This is a genomic window from Psychrobacter sp. S1-30-MNA-CIBAN-0213, assembly GCF_040309845.1.
Lineage (GTDB): Bacteria > Pseudomonadota > Gammaproteobacteria > Pseudomonadales > Moraxellaceae > Psychrobacter.
Genome location: NZ_JBEOPE010000001.1, coordinates 178,367 through 195,848, shown reverse-complemented (window position 1 = coordinate 195,848; position 17,482 = coordinate 178,367). Strand labels below are relative to the sequence as shown.

Genomic DNA, 17,482 nt, shown 5'->3' with positions numbered 1-17,482 from the left:
TTGGATTGAGATTATGATGATCCGCTATGCCTCTTATTTTATGGCAGCATTGTTGCCGCTATTGCTATTTCGTTGGTTTGCACCAGCTTCAATTGGTGAGATAGACTTTTGGCTACTCTGGTTATTTGCGATGGTGCTGGTATCATTGCCAGTCATTTATGCAGAGATAGCTTTAGCCTATCGTAGCGTTGAGGCACCCTTAGCGGGCATGCAGAAACTCACTCGTGAGGCTGATGCTAGTCCGTTATGGCGTAGTTTTGGCTGGTTAGCAGCGATAGTAGCGATTATTATTGCTGCCCTCGTTATATCAGGAGCGAGCAGCGCTATATTAGCCGCTTTAATTGATCTTAATAGTGCACCTAACTTACCGAGCTTTGCAGTCGCTGGTGGCTTAATGGTCATTGCATTATTGCTCAGCTTACTCGGTGTCGCACCTTTACCAATAGGTTTGGGTTTGATGGTTGTAGGTTTGATGATGGGATTGGCAGGTGGTCTACCGCAAGTTGAATTTGCTATGACTAATATCAGCTTGACTGAATGGGCGCGTGCTGTTGCACTTGCTTTGGTAAGTGTAGGGGCAGGTACGGGGCTGTATTGGTTTGGTCAGCATTTGGTCGCAAAGCAGACGATAACGGCAGTAGAGTCCGGCAATCTAAACGCAGCTAGTTCGAATTCTCCTAAAGCTGCTAACGTTTACCGAGCTACTAAACTGGTGCTACCGATTTGGATACTACAGCTGGTTGTTGGGGTTGTAGCATTATTAAGTAGTGGCTTGGCGTTGCCACCCATTGGACAATTATTATACTGGGCTGGAGTATTGTTCGTAGCAAGCTATCTGTTGCATTACAGTGCTCAGCAACTGGCGCATAAATTTGGATTATTGGTCAGCTTGCTTATTACGTTGGTGGTAGGTTTGCTGTTAGTGATAGTGGTACCGACGTCTTGGTTGGTTGGTCTACTGGTTGTGATTAGTAGCGTAGCAGTATTATTGCTATCTGTATTTGCTGGTTGGCGTATGAAGATCAGTCATCTGCGTAAATCTTTAAACTTTGGCAATGAAGCCCTATACAATTTATGGCGAGTAGCTATTCGCCTTGTTGTACCGTTAGCATTGATTTTAGCATTGATAGGTTGGATGATACTGTGGTTGAGTTAACGGAGGCAATATCTAAAATACCACTCATGATAACAGTGCATTTGGCCTATGCTGAGGATATACAACAGCAACATTATATGACGTTGCAAGTGGTTGAGGGTACGACGTTATATGAAGCACTGGAACAGGCAGGCTGGCTGGCTCAGTTTCCTAATTTGGCATTGTGGTGTCAGCAGGTGGTAGATATCAAAACACCTGCTGCTAAGCTCTGGCACGTTGGTATTTATGCACAGAAGCAACCTACAAGCTATATACTACAACCATTGGATCGCATTGAGGTATATCGTAGCTTGAGCGCTGATCCAATGTCCCAGCGCAAAAGTAGAGGTAAGAAAAAGTAGCAGCGACCAGTTAAGACTGAGGTAGAGTTTCCATACCTTCAATACGGTTAACAATTCCGTTAGCATCAAAGTAGATAATCAAATGCTGGCTGGCGTTTTTAACATTTGCTATACCTTTACGCTCACCTTCTGTGCCCGCTTGATAGTCATAGATATAATCCCAGCGATTGGGCGCTAATGTATCTTTGATAGCTGGGCTGCCAAGTATATACAGCACTTGGTTTTGATTCATTCCTACTTTTAACTTTTGCGCTTGAGTCTGTGTGATTGGCGTACCTTGCGGCAAATCAATTTTATAGACGCTAAACAATGAGCAACCAGATAGGGCGACAGTGGCGCCAAGAGTTGCTGTAATCATAAGTTTGCGCAGGCTACTGGAGTAGCTAAACGATTGGTGGCTAAGCGGAAGACGGTTTGATAGCTTTATCATGGTAAGATGACTCACAAAAATGGGTTAGGCGCGGCTAGGTGCATTTGGTGCAAGACTTGCCGGCAATCTTGGACAAATGATACGTCATTTACTTGCAATTGCCTACCACTTACGACATTATTTATCAAATGCTACCTGATATACTTAATGATTTATAGTGTTAATTCATAAGCTTATGGTCATACTATCAAGTGACGACAACCTATAATTTAGATATATTAGGTTAAATTATCAATATTATTATTTCAAATAGTTGGCAGCTGCTAACCTATCACAATTATTTATAATCTATTTTTGAGTTTTTATTTGCTAAGACTTTAATAGTCAGAAGGGACATTATGGCTTCTTTTACCAATCAAGATTTACGTAAAGCAGGATTAAAAGTAACTTTACCACGTATCAAAATTTTAGAGCTGCTTGAGCGCGCAGAGCTACATCATATGAGTGCAGAAGAGGTGTATAAGGCACTAATTGAGCAAGGCGAAGATGTAGGGTTGGCAACAGTATATCGGGTGCTAACACAGTTCGAACAAGCTGGCATCGTTGAGCGTCATAATTTTGAAAACAACTTGTCAGTATTTGAGATTACCCAAGAAGAGCATCATGACCATCTGGTTTGTGATGTTTGTGGCAAGATTATTGAGTTTCATAATGAAGTCATTGAAGAAGAGCAGCTAAAAGTAGCGGCAGAGCACGGCTTCAAACTATCTGGGCATTCGCTAGTGCTATACGGTATTTGTAATAATCAAGAATGTAAAGACAGCGCGAAGTAGTAAATAGCATTAACTATAATAAAAACAGCCCTCAATTTGAGGGCTGTTTTTGGTTTAAGCATTTAGATTTTTAAGCGTTTAGGCTTCTTTAATAAACAACCACTAGCCAATATTTAAAGACAAACCACTAGCATTTTCATCAATATCTTTACTACCGTTTTTACTATTTAATTTGATTTTTAGGCGTAAGTCATTCGGTGAGTCAGCGTGTTTAATCGCATCTTGGTAGGTAATATCACCATTTTCGTACAGATCAAACAGCGCTTGATCAAAGGTTTGCATACCACTATCACGTGAGCGCGTCATGACCTCTTTAATTTCATGTAGCTCACCCTTACGGATATAGTCACTAATTAGCTGCGAGTTCAGTAGAACTTCAATGGCGGCACGGTAGCCTTTACCATCTGGGGTTGGAATGAGCTGTTGAGCAACAATGGCCTGTAAGTTAAGTGATAAATCCATGAATAACTGATTATGACGATCAGCCTCAAAGAAATGAATGATGCGATCAATAGCTTGGTTGGCATTATTTGCATGTAACGTTGCAAAAACTAAATGCCCTGTTTCAGCATATTGAATGGCATAATCCATAACTTCACGATTACGAATCTCGCCGATTAGAATAACGTCAGGGGCTTGGCGCAGAGTGTTTTTTAGACCTGCTTCAAACGATAAAGTATCGACACCAACTTCACGTTGCGTAATAATACAGCCTTTATGCTCATGTACGAACTCTATCGGATCTTCGATGGTAATAATATGACCATGGGAGTTTTGGTTACGATGACCTATCATCGAAGCAAGCGTTGTCGATTTGCCAGTACCCGTTGCACCTACCAATAAAATAATACCACGCTTTCTCATTGCCAACTCTTTTAGAGAGGGCGGCAAGCGCAGCTCTTCAACCGTTGGTATTTTATTTTCAATCTTTCTTAGAACCATCCCTGCCATATCACGCTGCATAAAAGCACTAACACGAAAGCGTGCTAGCTGCGATTTATCTGAGATGGCAAATTGACATTCGTTAGTGTCTTCAAACTCTTTTTGCTGATTGTAGGTCATAAGGCTTTTGACCAAAAGTAGCGTTTGCTCACCAGTCAATGGCGCCTGTCCCACAGGGCAGATAGTGCCATTTATTTTCATAGAAGGGGCTACGCCAGCTGTGATAAATAGATCAGAGCCGTTCTTTTTAACCATGAGTTGTAGTAGTTTGTCGAAGTCCATATCATATCCAAATTAAAAGTGTGTTATAAGAGAATAAAGTGAAAATATTAACAATATTGTAAAACATATTTGGGTGCCATCAGCACTATATAAACGCTTCAGGCTGCTTAGCATAAGGTCGGGCAACCTCTTTACTAATCGTACCTTTAGTCACTAAATTTTTGAGCGTTTGATCGAGGGTAATCATGCCGTCACCAGCACCAGTCTGGATAGCGGAATACATCTGGGCAATTTTGTTTTCGCGTATTAGGTTACGAATAGCTGGTGTACCTAACATAATTTCGTGAGCAGCAACACGTCCGCCGGTTTGTTTTGGTAGTAACGTCTGTGAAATAACGGCCTGTAAAGATTCAGATAACATTGCGCGAATCATGTCTTTTTCAGCAGCAGGAAAAACATCAATCACACGGTCAATCGTCTTGGCAGCGGAGCTGGTGTGCAAGGTGCCAAATACTAAGTGACCAGTTTCAGCAGCGGTTAAGGCCAAACGAATAGTTTCAAGGTCACGTAGCTCACCAACCAAGATAACATCTGGATCTTCACGTAGCGCTGAGCGCAATGCAGGCTCAAAACCTAAGGTATCACGGTGAACTTCACGCTGGTTAATGAGGCTTTTTTTGGATTGATGGACAAATTCGATAGGATCTTCAATGGTCAAAATATGTTCTTTACGCGTATCATTGATATAGTCGATCATCGCAGCAAGTGTCGTAGATTTACCAGAACCAGTAGGACCAGTGACAAGAACCACACCGCGTTTGAAGTTCGATACACGCTTAAATACCTCTCCCATGCCTAGATCCTCTAAAGTTAGAACTTCTGATGGAATAGTACGAAATACAGCACCGGCACCGCGATTTTGGTTAAAAGCGTTTACCCGAAAGCGAGCTAGATTTGGAATTTCAAAAGAAAAATCCGTCTCAAAGAATTCCTCAAAATCTGCACGCTGTTTATCATTCATGATGTCATAAATTAGCTGATGTACTGCTTGATGACTCATCACTGGCATGTTAATACGGGTAATCTCACCATCGGCTCGAATAACGGCCGGCATTCCAGCTGAGAGATGTAAATCTGACGCTTTATGCTTAACAGTGAATCGCAACAGATCTTCTATGCTTAAATTGCTTTTTTCAGCCATGGTCAAACATTCCTATCAATCAATACAGTAAGTAAAACGAGTAACGAAGTAGCTCTATATCAAAATTATTTTGGCGCTTCCACAACCGTATCAACGTAAAAGTGCTAAGTGGGCGCATTTAATAGAATAAGAATATTGAAGTTACTCTTTTTACAATCAATGCTAATTTTAGCAGCATAAGCTAGGTAAAGTAACAATATAATAACAATAATAGTCAAATTTAATCATAAAAGAAACAGATTAAATGTAAATATAGGCGACCAACGGTTCACTTTCCTAAAGTTTTTGATAATTGTGCGGTTTAAGCACTATTTAGTGGATAATATTTTTAATAAAGATGAGAGTAATATGAATGACGATATTTTGATTGCCAATTGGCAACGGGTGAATAAACAAGTTAGCGACGCTTGTGTACAAGCAGGTAATTTAACAGCAGATCATGAATCCTTTGATAAGCTAGAGTCTAGTAGAGTCATATCCAGCAAGGTAAAATTGCTCGCAGTCTCAAAAACCAAACCTGCAAGCATGATTGCGACACTAGCTAAGCAAGGTCAGCGTGACTTTGGTGAAAATTATCTTCAAGAAGCCATTGAAAAGATTAAAGCGTTGCAACAGCAACCCGAAACTGAGCAGATCGTATGGCATTATATTGGGCATATTCAACGTAATAAGACTCGTGATATCGCTGAAAATTTCGATTGGGTACAAACGCTTGAGCGCGACATCATTGCTAAGCGTTTGAATGATCAACGTCCAGAAGGTATGGCGCCACTCAACGTGTTAATTCAGCTAAATATAGATGACGAGGACAGTAAATCAGGTTGTCGTCCTGAGGATTTGCCAGACTTAATAGCGGCTATCAAAGAATACGAACGTCTGCAATTGCGAGGCTTAATGATTATTCCTGCCAAAGCTGACACCAATGCCTTTGAGCGCACTAAACAGTTATTTGAAGAGGTAAGGCAAAGACATCCTGACTTACATTCGTGGGATACCCTAAGTATGGGTATGAGTAATGATATGGTTGCCGCCATTGCTAGTGGCTCTACTATGGTACGAGTTGGCACAGCAATATTTGGCGAACGTGAATGAATTAAAGTATCTGCTCATTAGCAATCAGTATGTTAGGCCATTCAGTCCTATATTAGCGAAAGAAGGTTTTATGCCCCTTACACAGTTTCTTCAAGTTTGGTCACTAACATTTGATTGATTTTTAACTTATCAGTATCTAATATTTCGAAGCGATAATTGGCATATTCGATAGTGTCAGTTTTCTTAGGGATTTTACGTAGCATGTACATCATAAAGCCGCTAATGGTTTCATAGTTTTGGTTACGAGGTAGGTTAACAATGTCTAAAGCACGAATCACGTCTTCAATTGGTGTCATACCATCGATTAACCAAGAGTTATCAGTTCGTTGGACAATAGGCTGATCTTCCAGAGTGACAAGCTCGCCCATGACGATACTCATGACATCCTTGAGAGTGATGACACCAACCACCATGGCATATTCATTGACGATAACAGCAAAGTCAGCACCAGTAGATTTAAACATCTCTAATACTTCAAATAACGACAACGTATCAGGAACGAAGAGCGCCGGTTTCAGTAATGCTTTGTCTGTTAAGCTGACCTCTTGCTGATTAAGCACTAAAGCTAAAAAACTACGTGACTCTACATAACCAACAATATGTTCTAAATCATCATCGCTGCAAACCAAAAACTTATTATGTGGTTGCTCAATCATGACCTCGACTACTTTTTCAGTGCTTGTGTTGGTATCAAAATAAACGATATGTTCGCGTGGATTCATAACTGAGGTTACGGTACGCTCTTGCATCTCAAAGATATTTTCTATCAGGTGATGCTCTTGCTTCTTAAGGACACCAGCTTCGGCTCCAGCATCCATCATTGCATAGATATCTTCTGGCGTCATATCGTCTTGACGTGTGGTTGATATGCCCAGCATCTCAAAAATGATATTTGCTGCGCCATCAAATATCCAGATAACTGGTTTGAATATAAAAATTAAAAGCATCATTGGTCGTACGAGCCGTACAGCTATAATCTCAGTGTTAGACATCGCTAAGCGTCTAGGCATCAAATCAGCGAGCAGAGAGAACAAACTCGTGATTAATACGAACGATATAATGGAAGCCGCTGCTTCATTATTGAACAAAAGCTGTAGATAAGGACTAATTGCTGACTCACCCACCGCACCAGCTGAAATAGCAACTGCGTTTAGAACGACTTGCACCACAGTGATAAAGCTACCAGGGTTTTCCTGCATATGAAGAACGTCAAGTGCACGGACTTCTCCTTCTTTTGCCATGATTTGCAGTTTAATTTTGCGGCCAGCTGCGATTGCAATTTCGGCAGCAGAAACAAAGGCGCTCAAAGCAAGCAATAAAAGAAGAAAAATACTAGCGGTTAGCAGACTCATGAAGTACTCAAAGGAAGGAAGGTTTGAAAACAAATGAAGGTATAGCATAATAAGTAATACTAAGCACAGTCATAGTTTATACATTGATAGATGCTATGCCAGATAGCCTTACTCAAATAAAGTCTTTAAAAAAAATACTTAAACTTAGTGTACTGCTACTAAAAAAGCTGAGCAAGTGCCCAGCTAATAATAAAAAGTGATGTCAATAATATAGTTTTACTAAAGCTTTAAGTACTTAGCCATTGACTGACCATTTATTAACCAATGGATAGCGACGCTCACGTCCAAAAGCTCTCTGGCTAATTTTAGTACCAATCGGTGCTTGACGACGTTTATGTTCGCTATTGTCTACCATCTTAATCACTTTGGCGACCATATCGGCATCAAAACCCTTATCGACAATCGCTTGATAACCCATATCTTCATCGACATACAAGGTTAAAATGCCATCTAATACGTCATAATCAGGTAAGCTATCTTGATCTTTTTGATCAGGACGCAGCTCAGCTGACGGCGGGCGAGTAATGACGCGCTCAGGAATCACTGGCGTATCTTCTAAACGGTTACGGTAGCTTGCCAAGTTATAAACTTGCGATTTGTAAACGTCTTTTAGGACATCAAAGCCGCCAGCCATATCGCCATACAACGTCGAGTAGCCCACTGCCATCTCAGACTTGTTGCCCGTCGTGATGACTAAATGTCCAAACTTATTAGACAATGCCATTAAGATGACACCGCGCGCCCGTGCTTGAATGTTTTCTTCAGTAGTATCAGCAGGTGACTTGTTAAATAGCGGCGCTAGCGTATGACGAATACCTTCAACTGCATCAAAAATAGGGCAAACCGTATAAGAGACATTTAAGCGGCGAGCTTGTGCTTGGGCGTCCTCTAAACTAATCTTTGAGGTAAACTCGTAAGGCATCATAACGGCATAGACCTTGTCCGCACCTAGTGCATCCACTGCAATACATAAGGTTAAGGCTGAATCAATACCGCCTGACAGACCAACGAGAACTCCGGTAAATCCTGAGTGATTAACGTAATCACGTAATCCAACGACTAAAGCTTGATACATCTCCGACTCACGGCTAAGTGTCAGCGGTGCTTTGGATTGAGTGTCAAACTTGCAAGTGTCAACGTTCAAGGTAGCGAGCATTAACTGATCCATAAAGCGCGATGCTTCGTGAGCGATAGAGCCATCGGCTTGCGTAACGATAGAACCACCATCGAATACTAAATCGTCTTGACCGCCAACGGCGTTAACATAAACAATCGGCATTTTATGCTCGCGGCTACGCTTAGTCAGCATGGCTTTACGTACATTTTGCTTATCCACTTCGAATGGTGAAGCATTTAGACTAACAATAAGGTCTACGCCTTGCTGCTTAAGATCAGCAATGGGGGTTTTTTCCCATAAATCTTCGCAGATAAGTAACCCGATAGTAATGCCTTTATAATCAAATAAAACTTGATTACGCCCTTTATCAAAATAACGGCGCTCATCAAACACACCATAGTTTGGCAAAAACTGCTTATGATAAAAGCCTTTTTGATGACCATTATGCAAGATAGCTGCTGAGTTAAAGGTGCCATGGTGGTCAACATGTGGATAACCAACAATCATTACAATATCTTGGATATCACTCAAAGTCGATAAGGCGCTTTTAATACGTCCAGATAGGCTTGGGCGCAACAGCAAATCCTGTGGGGGATAGCCTAATAAGGCTAGTTCTGGAAAGATAATAACGTCAGCGCCTTGGTCACGCGCTTGAATAGCAAGTTGACGCATTTTTTCAGCATTGGCAGTAATATCACCTACTAAGAAATGTGATTGAGCTAAAGCAAAGGTGACAGCGTTGGGCGGTATATTGGTCGTATTAGCAGAATTTTCTGCCGTAAGGTTAGAGTTATCAGTGTCTTTTGACATTGTTATTGTTCCTGTAGATATATCAATGAAAATTTGGAGGACTATTATTAGCCCAAAACAAGATATCTGTAGAATTGTGCTAGCAGTTATGCCCTGCCTAAGCACTTTGCCTTAAATGTTAGGCTGTATTCTAAGAGTTTTCCGTAGAATGGTGGTAATTAATCAATACTAATAGCATGTTTGTAACCTACAATGCTGGCATTTGCGCAGGATATTGTATGAAAAATTTGCATAGTATTATAAAAAATAAAGTAATAGCTTTAGTATAACATCAATTTTATAGCCTACGAGAACGTAGCGGTGATTTACCTTTACAGATGACGCATCAGTTGTTTTAGCCTAGAGTATTTAACAGTAATCTTTATAAACCATCTAAACGTTCGTTTTTAATTGATAAAAACGAAATTGTAAGTAAAAATTACAACACATCATTGTTTATTTGCAGGACGCTATTGCATAATAGGTGCTCATAATTAAGTTTTTTTACTAACTTAGCACAGTTGAGTGGATAATTTTAGTTAGCAAATTATTTGTTATCGTATGTGAGTTATTACGCCGTTAATAAGATATAGTTGACGGTATTAATCACAAAAATCGATGTTTGAGTACCTTTAAATTTATTGAACAACGTCCTCGTATATGGATATAGTTTATAGACGTCATCTATAGGCTGTTGCCTACACATTTATAAATTTTGCAGTAAAAGCGTGCTAAGTTTTTGCTGTCAGTTCTTGGTTCAAAAGCTATGATTGAAAACTGGACAAAAGAAGTTGTAATTCAACGCCTGCTCGCTATTACACTATTAGTAATGCTATTTATTTTGTGCTTTCAAGTGGTGCAGTTTTTTATTGTACCTGCATTATGGGCAGCGATTTTGGCCTACGTTACGTTTCCAATTTATAAGTTTTTTCATGAGAAAGTCAGATTAAGTCCAGATTTCAGTGCTGCTATCATGACGATAAGTATCTCTTTGATTATTGGGGTGCCGCTAGTGATAGGGGTGTTTATTTTGCAACAAGAGGCGCTTAGTCTCTACAGTAACTTAATTTACCGTGTCAAAGTTGGCTACCTCGATGTACCAGATTATTTCAAAGAGCTACCGGTAATCGGTCAGCAGGTCAAAGATATATTATGGCAAATTAATAAAAACCCTGAAGGTACGCTTGAAGCATTCCGCGCGTGGATTCAGTCGCATTTGTACTACGGTAAGGTAGCACTGGACGTGGTACTCAGCACTTTAGCTAAACTTGGCATGGCGCTAATGACCTTGTTTTTCTTTTATCGTGATGGTACCAGCCTAGTTCGTCAGATTCGTCAGGCCTTGCGCAATATCATTGGCAATCGAATTGATGGTTATATTGACTCGGTTGGTACGACCACCCGCGCGGTAGTTTACGGTATTGGTCTGACAGCATTGGCACAAGCACTGCTTGCAGGCATTGGTTATTATTTTTCAGGATCACCAAGTCCTATCCTATTGACGATTGTGACCTTTATGGTAGCGTTAATACCTTTTGGTACGCCATTTGCGTGGGGTGCGGTAGCGCTTTGGCTGCTGAGTCAAGGTCATACAACAGAAGGTATCGGTTTAGCATTGTGGGGAATCTTAGTCATTAGCTGGGTGGACAATTTGATTCGTCCTATCGTTATTAGTGGCGCGACTAAAATTCCTTTTATTATTATTTTCATTGGTGTATTAGGTGGTCTTACGGCTTTTGGTTTTGTAGGTTTGTTTATCGGACCAGTAGTGCTAGCTATCGGGCTTGCTGTATGGCGTGAATGGATATCTCAGCATAGAGACGAGATTTTTGCGCCAAAAGAGGTGGTACTGACAGACAATCAGATGCTGTTAGACTTTGATGATCAAGTGAAGAATAAGAGAGTAAATAAAAATAGTTAAATCTCTACCTAGTAGTATTGCAAGCTATTTACTATTTTTCCCTATTGCGTATGCTAAGGTGGGTGTTGTAATTAGGCCTTGTTGGCAGCTCGGCAGTAAATAGCACTACCTATCTATCAAAAGCATATATTAATATTATCTATCCACAATCAAAAGAGGCGCTCATCTATGCCTAATGTTATAAGCTCTGGCTCTGTTACACCTACCACTCTCTCATCTGACGAGTTAGCTCATAAACCATCTAAAGCTGCCAACAAGCTCACTATCATTGCTGATAGCAACATCGCTGGTCTTGAAGATTTTTTTAATGAGCAAACGCTAGGTCAAGATATTTATCAGACGGTCAATATTATCAAAGTTGCTGGACGAGATATCAACGCCCAGTTAGTTGACGAGCTGCAACCAGATGTTTTATTAATCCGTTCTGTGACAACAGTAGATGCAACTTTACTAGCAGATAACCATAGTGTTAAGTTTATCGGCTCAGCAACGATTGGCACCGATCATGTAGACCAAGGCTACTTAGCAGAGCGCAATATAACCTTTGCTAATGCGGCTGGTTGTAGCAAGCATTCGGTCGCGCAATATGTATTGACGGCTATCTTAACCTTACGTCCAGAGTATTGGCAGCAGACATTGACGCCACCAACATTGGGTATTATTGGGCTTGGCAATATTGGTAGCGTACTTGCACAATACGCTACTGATCTTGGCTGGCAAGTATTGGGTTATGATCCGCTACTACCTGCATCGAATATTAATAATGCGAGCTTTGAGCATGTCATTAGCCAAAGTAACTTTATCAGCTTACATGTACCGCTCACGGATAAAAAAGACAATAATAACCCTACTGGTAGCGATTATCCAACGCGGCACTTAATTAATAAAACCGCGTTAGATGCTATGCCGTCAGAAACTTTGCTGATTAATAGTGCACGCGGTCCAGTTATCGATGCAGCAGCATTACAAGCTGACATTGAGGAAAATAAGCGCCAAGTAGTGCTCGATGTATTTGAGCACGAACCACAAGTATCGGAGCAGTTATTATCAAAGTTGGCTATCGCCACACCGCATATCGCTGGTTATACCTTAGAAGGTAAGCTGCGCGGTACGCAAATGGTCTATGATGCATTATGTGAAGCATTTGCGGTCACACCTACACAATCTATGCAGCAGCTATTACCAGTCAATATGTATTTATGGTCTGAGCTTAAAACCTATCCAGATAGGCTGATAAAGTTTTATGACATTATGCGAGATGATAGAGATCTGCGCAAAAAAGTAACTGATGGACAGGTGAGTGGCGCTGATTTTGATCAGCTGCGTCGTGATTATCATCTACGGCGTGAGTGGCAGTTTTAAATCTTAAAAATGCTAATTTCAAAAATACATTGTTCATAAACCATGTTGGATAGTAATGAATCAGTCAAGCAATACCTCTACTCATACTTCTAAGCCTACCTACGCCCCAACTATGACGCTTGCAATGGCACAAAAGCGCGCAAAACTGCTTAGTGATATTCGCCAATTTTTTGCAACGCGTCAAGTGCTCGATGTGCAGACACCATTGCTATCGCAAGCAGGTAATACCGATACCTTTTTGCAATCAGTGGCTGCGCGAGTAACTTACCAAGATAAGCCACGTACTTATTATCTACATACTTCGCCTGAGTTTGCGATGAAGCGTCTTCTTGCCAGCTGGCAGGTGCCTATTTATCAGATTTGCTCTGTATTTCGCGATAATGAGATAGGGACACGGCATAATATTGAATTTACCATGCTTGAATGGTATCAGCCGTATTACAGCCTGACAGATTTGGCTGACGAACTGGGTCAATTGTTAGAGGCGTTATATGGCTATCCGGTGGTCATGAATCACTATCGTTATGTTGACGCATTTATGGACTTTGTAGGTATTCATCCGCTGACGGCTAGTATAGAAGCACTGATAGCGGTAGCAGAAGACAAAGGTTTGGCAGGTTTTGATTTCAGTACTGATATAGATAACAAAGAGCACAGTCGGCAAGGGTGGTTGGATTTACTATTCAGTCATGCTGTTGAGCCAAATCTAGGGCACGAGTTACCGACGTTAATTATCGACTATCCGCCTGCAACGGCGGCACTCGCAAAAACCGACCTAGACAAGGATGGCAACCTAGTCGCTAAACGATTTGAGCTATATATCAATGGGATTGAGATTGCCAATGCCTATGATGAACTGGCAGACGGTACAGCATTAAAGCAGCGTTTTGAACAAGACAATCTATTGCGTCAACGTCATGGCTTACCGCCAATGCCTATAGATGAGCATCTGCTTACTGCTTGTGATAATTTACCAGCTTGTAGCGGTATTGCGTTAGGTCTAGATAGACTGCTAATGGTAATAACAGGAGCAACTTGCTTAGAAGAAGTTATTACTTTTCCAAGCGACTTAGCCTAGCACTAATTTGTCTAGCCACCAATTTGCCTTGCAACAATTCTCTCCGTTACTCTAGCTTTTAAGAATAAAATTACTTTACAAAACATTCCAAAATTAAAGCGAGCAAACCTTTCGGCTTACTCGCTTTTCTATTGCTTTAACTATTATAGCGCTACGCTTTATTATAGTTTTTCAATAGCGTCACTAATAGCGGTGTCACCATTCTGCATACTAAAGACTTGCTTGCTTGTATTATCTGCATTTAATACTGCAACTAACGTAGCAGCAACGTCTTCAATGGTATTTTCACCAGCTTCATTACTATTTACAGCGATTTTACCAGTACCAGCACGCTCTTTTAGAGCACCTGCCTGCACGATAGTGTAGTCAAGCGTACTATTATTGACTAACCACTGATCCGCATAATGCTTAGCAATATAGTAGTCTTTTAAATCAGTGATGGCAGGGCTATCCCATTTGCTAGTATCCAGTGAAAACACTGTGCTCAGCATAATATAACGCTTAATACCTTTGTCTTGCGCCGCTTGCATGGTCTTGACTGCACCATGCAAATCAACTTCTAACACACCTTTACCGCCAGAACCTGCTACAAAATATATCGCCTCGATATCATCAGTAATTTGGCTTTGGATAGCGTCTTTATCTGCAGTAATATCCAAATCCAACTGTGTGTAATTATCATCATTAAATAATTTTTCATCTTGACGGGTAGTGCCAACTACTTGATGATTATCAGCTAATAACTGTTCAACCATATCACTACCAACGCGACCACTTGCACCTATGACTAAAATTTTCATAATCTTCCCTATTCTTGTTCATATTATCGTTATGCTATATATCTTTATAACAAAAGTACTTTTTATTCGAAGACTTCATATTAAATATAAGTACTAAAAGTAAGTACTAAAAACTGTATATACAGTAACAAGAATAGATAGCACACTTCGTTATGAAGCGTGCCAGTTGCATAGTGTTTAGTTATAGAGTGTATAAGGTTTGCAAGGTAAATGGGATTAAGAACTAAAAAGTTAACGCACTAGTTTATTTAATCCATCGGCGAAAGCTTTTTTGTCACGGTCGCCATAAGGTTTTTGTCCGCTCATTTCTTGTAGCTCTAACACGCCAGTGCCGCGCATAGTATCCATAAAGTCACGCATATTGAGCTTTTGCTTGATATTGTTTTTATCATAGACCATACCGCGCGTTGTCAAAACCATGCCACCTTTGTCCAAAATATCATTGGCTAAAGGGATATCGCTAGTAATAGCCAAATCGCCTGGTTGTATTTGTTCTACGATATAATCATCAGCTTTATCAAACCCCGATGGCACCACTGTCATGACGAGTAGCGGTGACTTACGTAGTTTGATTGGCTGATTGGCAACGAATATCGCCACCGTTTGTGTACGCTCGGCAGTCTTTACGATCAAATCTTTAGCAATTAATGGTACCGAATCAGCATCCACCCAAATCTGCATTATTTTTTAGCCTTATCTTTCTTTGCCTTAACGTCTACCGCACTATCCATTTTACTGTCTTTATTTGCTAAGTCAGTGTTTGCGCTTGCTGTTTCATTTTCGCCACCAAGCTCTGGGACATCTTGATTGTCTGGCTCAGATGGCTGTTTTTGACTTTCTTGGATAGGCGTATATTCTTTATCTAAGCCAACCTTGTTGGGTAAAACGGCCACCAATTTAGCCATTGAAGATTCCAAGTCGGTCACGTCATTAGGCATCAGGGTAATGTGGGCAATTTTACGATCTTCCCGTTCAGCTTTGTGATAGCTATGATAGTGAGCACCATCGATAGCCAGTACGGCGTTGATATCAGGATATTGTCCCAGCACGTTGATCATAATCGAAGGATGGACGTTATCTGTATCGCCTAAAGGTAAGTTAACTACTGCGCGGATATGGTTTTCGAATTGACTGGTAATCGCGCCTTCAATGCTCCAGTGTCCAGAGTTATGCACACGCGGTGCAATCTCATTGGCAAGCAGATAGTCATGACCGCGAGTGTCTTTAGTAACGAACAATTCTAGTGCCATAACACCTACATAATCTAAATGGTTCATGACAGTAGTGATGGCTTCTTTCGCTTGCTTAAATATGTGGCTAGTGCCAACGGCAGGTGCTTGGGTCTTGGCCAAAATACCATGATGGTGATGGTTTTCGACCAAATCGTAACAGCGTACGCTACCGTCTTGGGCGCGTGCTGCAATGATAGAGACTTCACGGCTAAAGTTAACAAAGCCTTCTGCAATGAGTGGTGCAGGGGTTGGCGTTAAACTGCCTTCACCGCTGACCGCATCTTTAAGATCTTGCCAAGCGGCTTTGATATCGCTATCTTGCTTGATGACATACTGACCTTTGCCGTCATAACCACCGCGACTGGTTTTAAGAACGATAGGCAAGCCTAATTGTTCGCAGGCTTGTTGTAATTCAGCTTGAGTGCTGACCGCCATAAAAGGTACGGTAGCAATATCCAGCTCATTAAACATCTGTTTTTCTTTCAAGCGATCTTGAGCGATATCAAGGGCAATCGGCGGCGGAAACATGCCTTGTTTTTTACCAGTTACTGCTAAGTTTGCCAACTGCTCGACAATCACTGTTGGGGTATTTTCAAACTCTAGAGTAAACACATCAGCTGCAGCAATAAAACTATCCAACTGCTCGTTACTGTATACCTGTCCATAAAGACTGGCAGGGCAATCAGGGTTGTCTTCTAAAAATACACATTGATAGCCGAGTGGCATAGCAGCTTGTGCAAGCATCATACCGAGCTGACCACCGCCTAAGATACCGATGGTATGGATAGTTTGAGTAAGAGGATAAGCATTGGCTGTGGTCATGAGGGACTCTTTGGATTAAAAATGAATTAAAACTAACGGTTTAAAATAGGAAAAGGTGCAACATATGCACCTTGTATTCAGTAGAACCTATCTAAAATTAAATATCAAGTGAAGAACAATTAAATTCAATTTATCTCAACGAAAAATTCAGAATGGTTAGAGGTTTTCGTATTCAGTAACTAATTCGATATCTAGTAATTGATAATACCAGGCGTTGGGCTGGCTAAGATAGTTTCGGTTTGCGTTTGACGCAGGCTGTCCAGCTTAGTAGCAATTGACTCATCATGCAAGGCTAGCACTTGAATCGCAAGTAGGGCTGCATTATAAGCACCAGCAGTACCAATGGCTAACGTACCGACGGCCACACCTTTGGGCATCTGCACGATAGACAGCAAGCTGTCCCAACCGCTAAGCATCGAGGACTTAACTGGTACACCGAATACAGGAAGTGGCGTTTGACTGGCACACATACCTGGTAGATGGGCTGCGCCACCTGCACCAGCAATGATTACTTGAAGGCCTTTGCCTTTAGCCCCTTTCGCATAATCAAATAATCTATCGGGTGTGCGATGGGCAGAGACTACTTCGCAATCAAAGGCAATATCGAAGTCAGCCAATAGCTGCGCTGCACAGCTCATAGTTGCCCAATCAGACTGTGAGCCCATGATAATACCAACTTTTGGTTGGCCAGCAGGAGAGGAGATAGAATTAGGGTTTTCGGTAGCCGATCCAGTACTCATGATGAGATATCCTCAAAACGACCATCATACAAAAATTATGGCATAGCCGTAAAGCCAAGTTTTAGCATTAGTTTAAAAGCTAGCTTAATCTTTGTATCAATACAGGCTCAAT

16 protein-coding genes are annotated in these 17,482 nt (G+C 41.1%); 7 read left to right on the top strand and 9 right to left on the bottom strand.

What is annotated here, in order from left to right; genetic code table 11:
* Positions 1-13: 13 nt before the first annotated feature.
* The gene (locus tag AAEY87_RS00790; protein WP_350655511.1) at positions 14-1,156 is read left to right on the top strand and encodes a hypothetical protein; all 1,143 of its coding nucleotides are present in this window, start codon (positions 14-16) and stop codon (positions 1,154-1,156) included.
* Positions 1,144-1,497: an RnfH family protein gene (locus AAEY87_RS00785; RefSeq protein ID WP_228138897.1), complete on the top strand. Its 354-nt coding sequence runs from the start codon at positions 1,144-1,146 to the stop codon at positions 1,495-1,497. The genes AAEY87_RS00790 and AAEY87_RS00785 overlap by 13 nt, the downstream gene beginning before the upstream one ends.
* Positions 1,498-1,507: 10 nt before the next feature.
* Here the strand turns inward: AAEY87_RS00785 and AAEY87_RS00780 are convergent, their stop codons facing one another.
* The gene (locus tag AAEY87_RS00780; protein ID WP_082785598.1) at positions 1,508-1,942 is read right to left on the bottom strand and encodes an outer membrane protein assembly factor BamE; all 435 of its coding nucleotides are present in this window, start codon (positions 1,940-1,942) and stop codon (positions 1,508-1,510) included.
* Positions 1,943-2,265: 323 nt separating this feature from the next.
* Between AAEY87_RS00780 and fur the strand changes: the two genes are divergently transcribed.
* Complete coding sequence (gene fur, locus AAEY87_RS00775) at positions 2,266-2,700, top strand: ferric iron uptake transcriptional regulator (RefSeq protein ID WP_068034202.1); 435 nt, start codon at positions 2,266-2,268, stop codon at positions 2,698-2,700.
* A gap of 102 nt (positions 2,701-2,802) precedes the next feature.
* Here fur and AAEY87_RS00770 read toward each other — a convergent pair whose 3' ends face one another.
* Positions 2,803-3,924, bottom strand: a complete 1,122-nt coding sequence (locus tag AAEY87_RS00770) for a PilT/PilU family type 4a pilus ATPase (protein WP_068034204.1) — start codon at positions 3,922-3,924, stop codon at positions 2,803-2,805.
* Positions 3,925-4,009: 85 nt separating this feature from the next.
* Complete coding sequence (locus tag AAEY87_RS00765) at positions 4,010-5,065, bottom strand: type IV pilus twitching motility protein PilT (protein WP_068325723.1); 1,056 nt, start codon at positions 5,063-5,065, stop codon at positions 4,010-4,012.
* Between the two features lie 348 nt (positions 5,066-5,413).
* Here AAEY87_RS00765 and AAEY87_RS00760 point away from each other — a divergent pair, with 348 nt between their 5' ends.
* The gene (locus AAEY87_RS00760; protein ID WP_350655509.1) at positions 5,414-6,157 is read left to right on the top strand and encodes a YggS family pyridoxal phosphate-dependent enzyme; all 744 of its coding nucleotides are present in this window, start codon (positions 5,414-5,416) and stop codon (positions 6,155-6,157) included.
* Between the two features lie 77 nt (positions 6,158-6,234).
* Here the strand turns inward: AAEY87_RS00760 and paeA are convergent, their stop codons facing one another.
* A complete protein-coding gene (gene paeA / locus AAEY87_RS00755; RefSeq protein WP_068325726.1) occupies positions 6,235-7,509 on the bottom strand; it encodes a polyamine export protein PaeA in 1,275 nt (424 codons plus the stop codon).
* A gap of 235 nt (positions 7,510-7,744) precedes the next feature.
* Positions 7,745-9,436, bottom strand: coding sequence for an NAD+ synthase (locus AAEY87_RS00750; protein ID WP_350655508.1), 1,692 nt, complete (start codon positions 9,434-9,436; stop codon positions 7,745-7,747).
* A gap of 745 nt (positions 9,437-10,181) precedes the next feature.
* On the opposite strand from AAEY87_RS00750, the gene AAEY87_RS00745 reads away from it, so the two are divergent.
* From AAEY87_RS00745 to epmA, 3 genes are all read left to right on the top strand, one after another.
* The gene (locus tag AAEY87_RS00745) at positions 10,182-11,336 is read left to right on the top strand and encodes an AI-2E family transporter (RefSeq protein ID WP_068325729.1); all 1,155 of its coding nucleotides are present in this window, start codon (positions 10,182-10,184) and stop codon (positions 11,334-11,336) included.
* Positions 11,337-11,504: 168 nt separating this feature from the next.
* Positions 11,505-12,698, top strand: a complete 1,194-nt coding sequence (locus AAEY87_RS00740; RefSeq protein ID WP_350655507.1) for a 4-phosphoerythronate dehydrogenase — start codon at positions 11,505-11,507, stop codon at positions 12,696-12,698.
* Positions 12,699-12,753: 55 nt separating this feature from the next.
* Positions 12,754-13,776 (top strand): EF-P lysine aminoacylase EpmA, encoded by a 1,023-nt coding sequence (epmA, locus tag AAEY87_RS00735; RefSeq protein WP_350655505.1) that lies wholly within the window; start codon positions 12,754-12,756, stop codon positions 13,774-13,776.
* Between the two features lie 161 nt (positions 13,777-13,937).
* Here epmA and AAEY87_RS00730 read toward each other — a convergent pair whose 3' ends face one another.
* The 4 genes from AAEY87_RS00730 to purE all read right to left on the bottom strand — a co-directional run bounded on the left by AAEY87_RS00730 (position 13,938) and on the right by purE (position 17,370).
* Complete coding sequence (locus tag AAEY87_RS00730; protein ID WP_068034215.1) at positions 13,938-14,576, bottom strand: NAD(P)H-binding protein; 639 nt, start codon at positions 14,574-14,576, stop codon at positions 13,938-13,940.
* A 231-nt stretch (positions 14,577-14,807) separates the two neighbouring features.
* On the bottom strand, positions 14,808-15,257 hold the full coding sequence (locus AAEY87_RS00725) for a YaiI/YqxD family protein (protein WP_068325736.1): 450 nt from the start codon (positions 15,255-15,257) through the stop codon (positions 14,808-14,810).
* Entirely contained in the window at positions 15,257-16,630 is a 1,374-nt protein-coding gene (locus AAEY87_RS00720) for a 5-(carboxyamino)imidazole ribonucleotide synthase (RefSeq protein ID WP_350655504.1), read from the bottom strand. Before AAEY87_RS00720 ends, AAEY87_RS00725 begins: the two co-directional genes overlap by 1 nt.
* Positions 16,631-16,821: 191 nt before the next feature.
* Complete coding sequence (purE, locus tag AAEY87_RS00715; RefSeq protein ID WP_082785600.1) at positions 16,822-17,370, bottom strand: 5-(carboxyamino)imidazole ribonucleotide mutase; 549 nt, start codon at positions 17,368-17,370, stop codon at positions 16,822-16,824.
* Between the last annotated feature and the right edge of the window lie 112 nt (positions 17,371-17,482).

Bases quoted from the DNA above. Each gene is read 5' to 3' on its own strand.
- AAEY87_RS00760 (WP_350655509.1), top strand. From the start codon at position 5,414: ATGAATGACGATATTTTGATTGCCAATTGGCAACGGGTGAATAAACAA.
- AAEY87_RS00770 (WP_068034204.1), bottom strand. From the start codon at position 3,924: ATGGACTTCGACAAACTACTACAACTCATGGTTAAAAAGAACGGCTCT.
- paeA (WP_068325726.1), bottom strand. From the start codon at position 7,509: ATGAGTCTGCTAACCGCTAGTATTTTTCTTCTTTTATTGCTTGCTTTG.
- AAEY87_RS00750 (WP_350655508.1), bottom strand. From the start codon at position 9,436: ATGTCAAAAGACACTGATAACTCTAACCTTACGGCAGAAAATTCTGCT.
- epmA (WP_350655505.1), top strand. From the start codon at position 12,754: ATGAATCAGTCAAGCAATACCTCTACTCATACTTCTAAGCCTACCTAC.
- AAEY87_RS00745 (WP_068325729.1), top strand. From the start codon at position 10,182: ATGATTGAAAACTGGACAAAAGAAGTTGTAATTCAACGCCTGCTCGCT.
- AAEY87_RS00720 (WP_350655504.1), bottom strand. From the start codon at position 16,630: ATGACCACAGCCAATGCTTATCCTCTTACTCAAACTATCCATACCATC.
- AAEY87_RS00765 (WP_068325723.1), bottom strand. From the start codon at position 5,065: ATGGCTGAAAAAAGCAATTTAAGCATAGAAGATCTGTTGCGATTCACT.
- purE (WP_082785600.1), bottom strand. From the start codon at position 17,370: ATGAGTACTGGATCGGCTACCGAAAACCCTAATTCTATCTCCTCTCCT.
- AAEY87_RS00740 (WP_350655507.1), top strand. From the start codon at position 11,505: ATGCCTAATGTTATAAGCTCTGGCTCTGTTACACCTACCACTCTCTCA.
- fur (WP_068034202.1), top strand. From the start codon at position 2,266: ATGGCTTCTTTTACCAATCAAGATTTACGTAAAGCAGGATTAAAAGTA.
- AAEY87_RS00790 (WP_350655511.1), top strand. From the start codon at position 14: ATGATGATCCGCTATGCCTCTTATTTTATGGCAGCATTGTTGCCGCTA.
- AAEY87_RS00725 (WP_068325736.1), bottom strand. From the start codon at position 15,257: ATGCAGATTTGGGTGGATGCTGATTCGGTACCATTAATTGCTAAAGAT.
- AAEY87_RS00730 (WP_068034215.1), bottom strand. From the start codon at position 14,576: ATGAAAATTTTAGTCATAGGTGCAAGTGGTCGCGTTGGTAGTGATATG.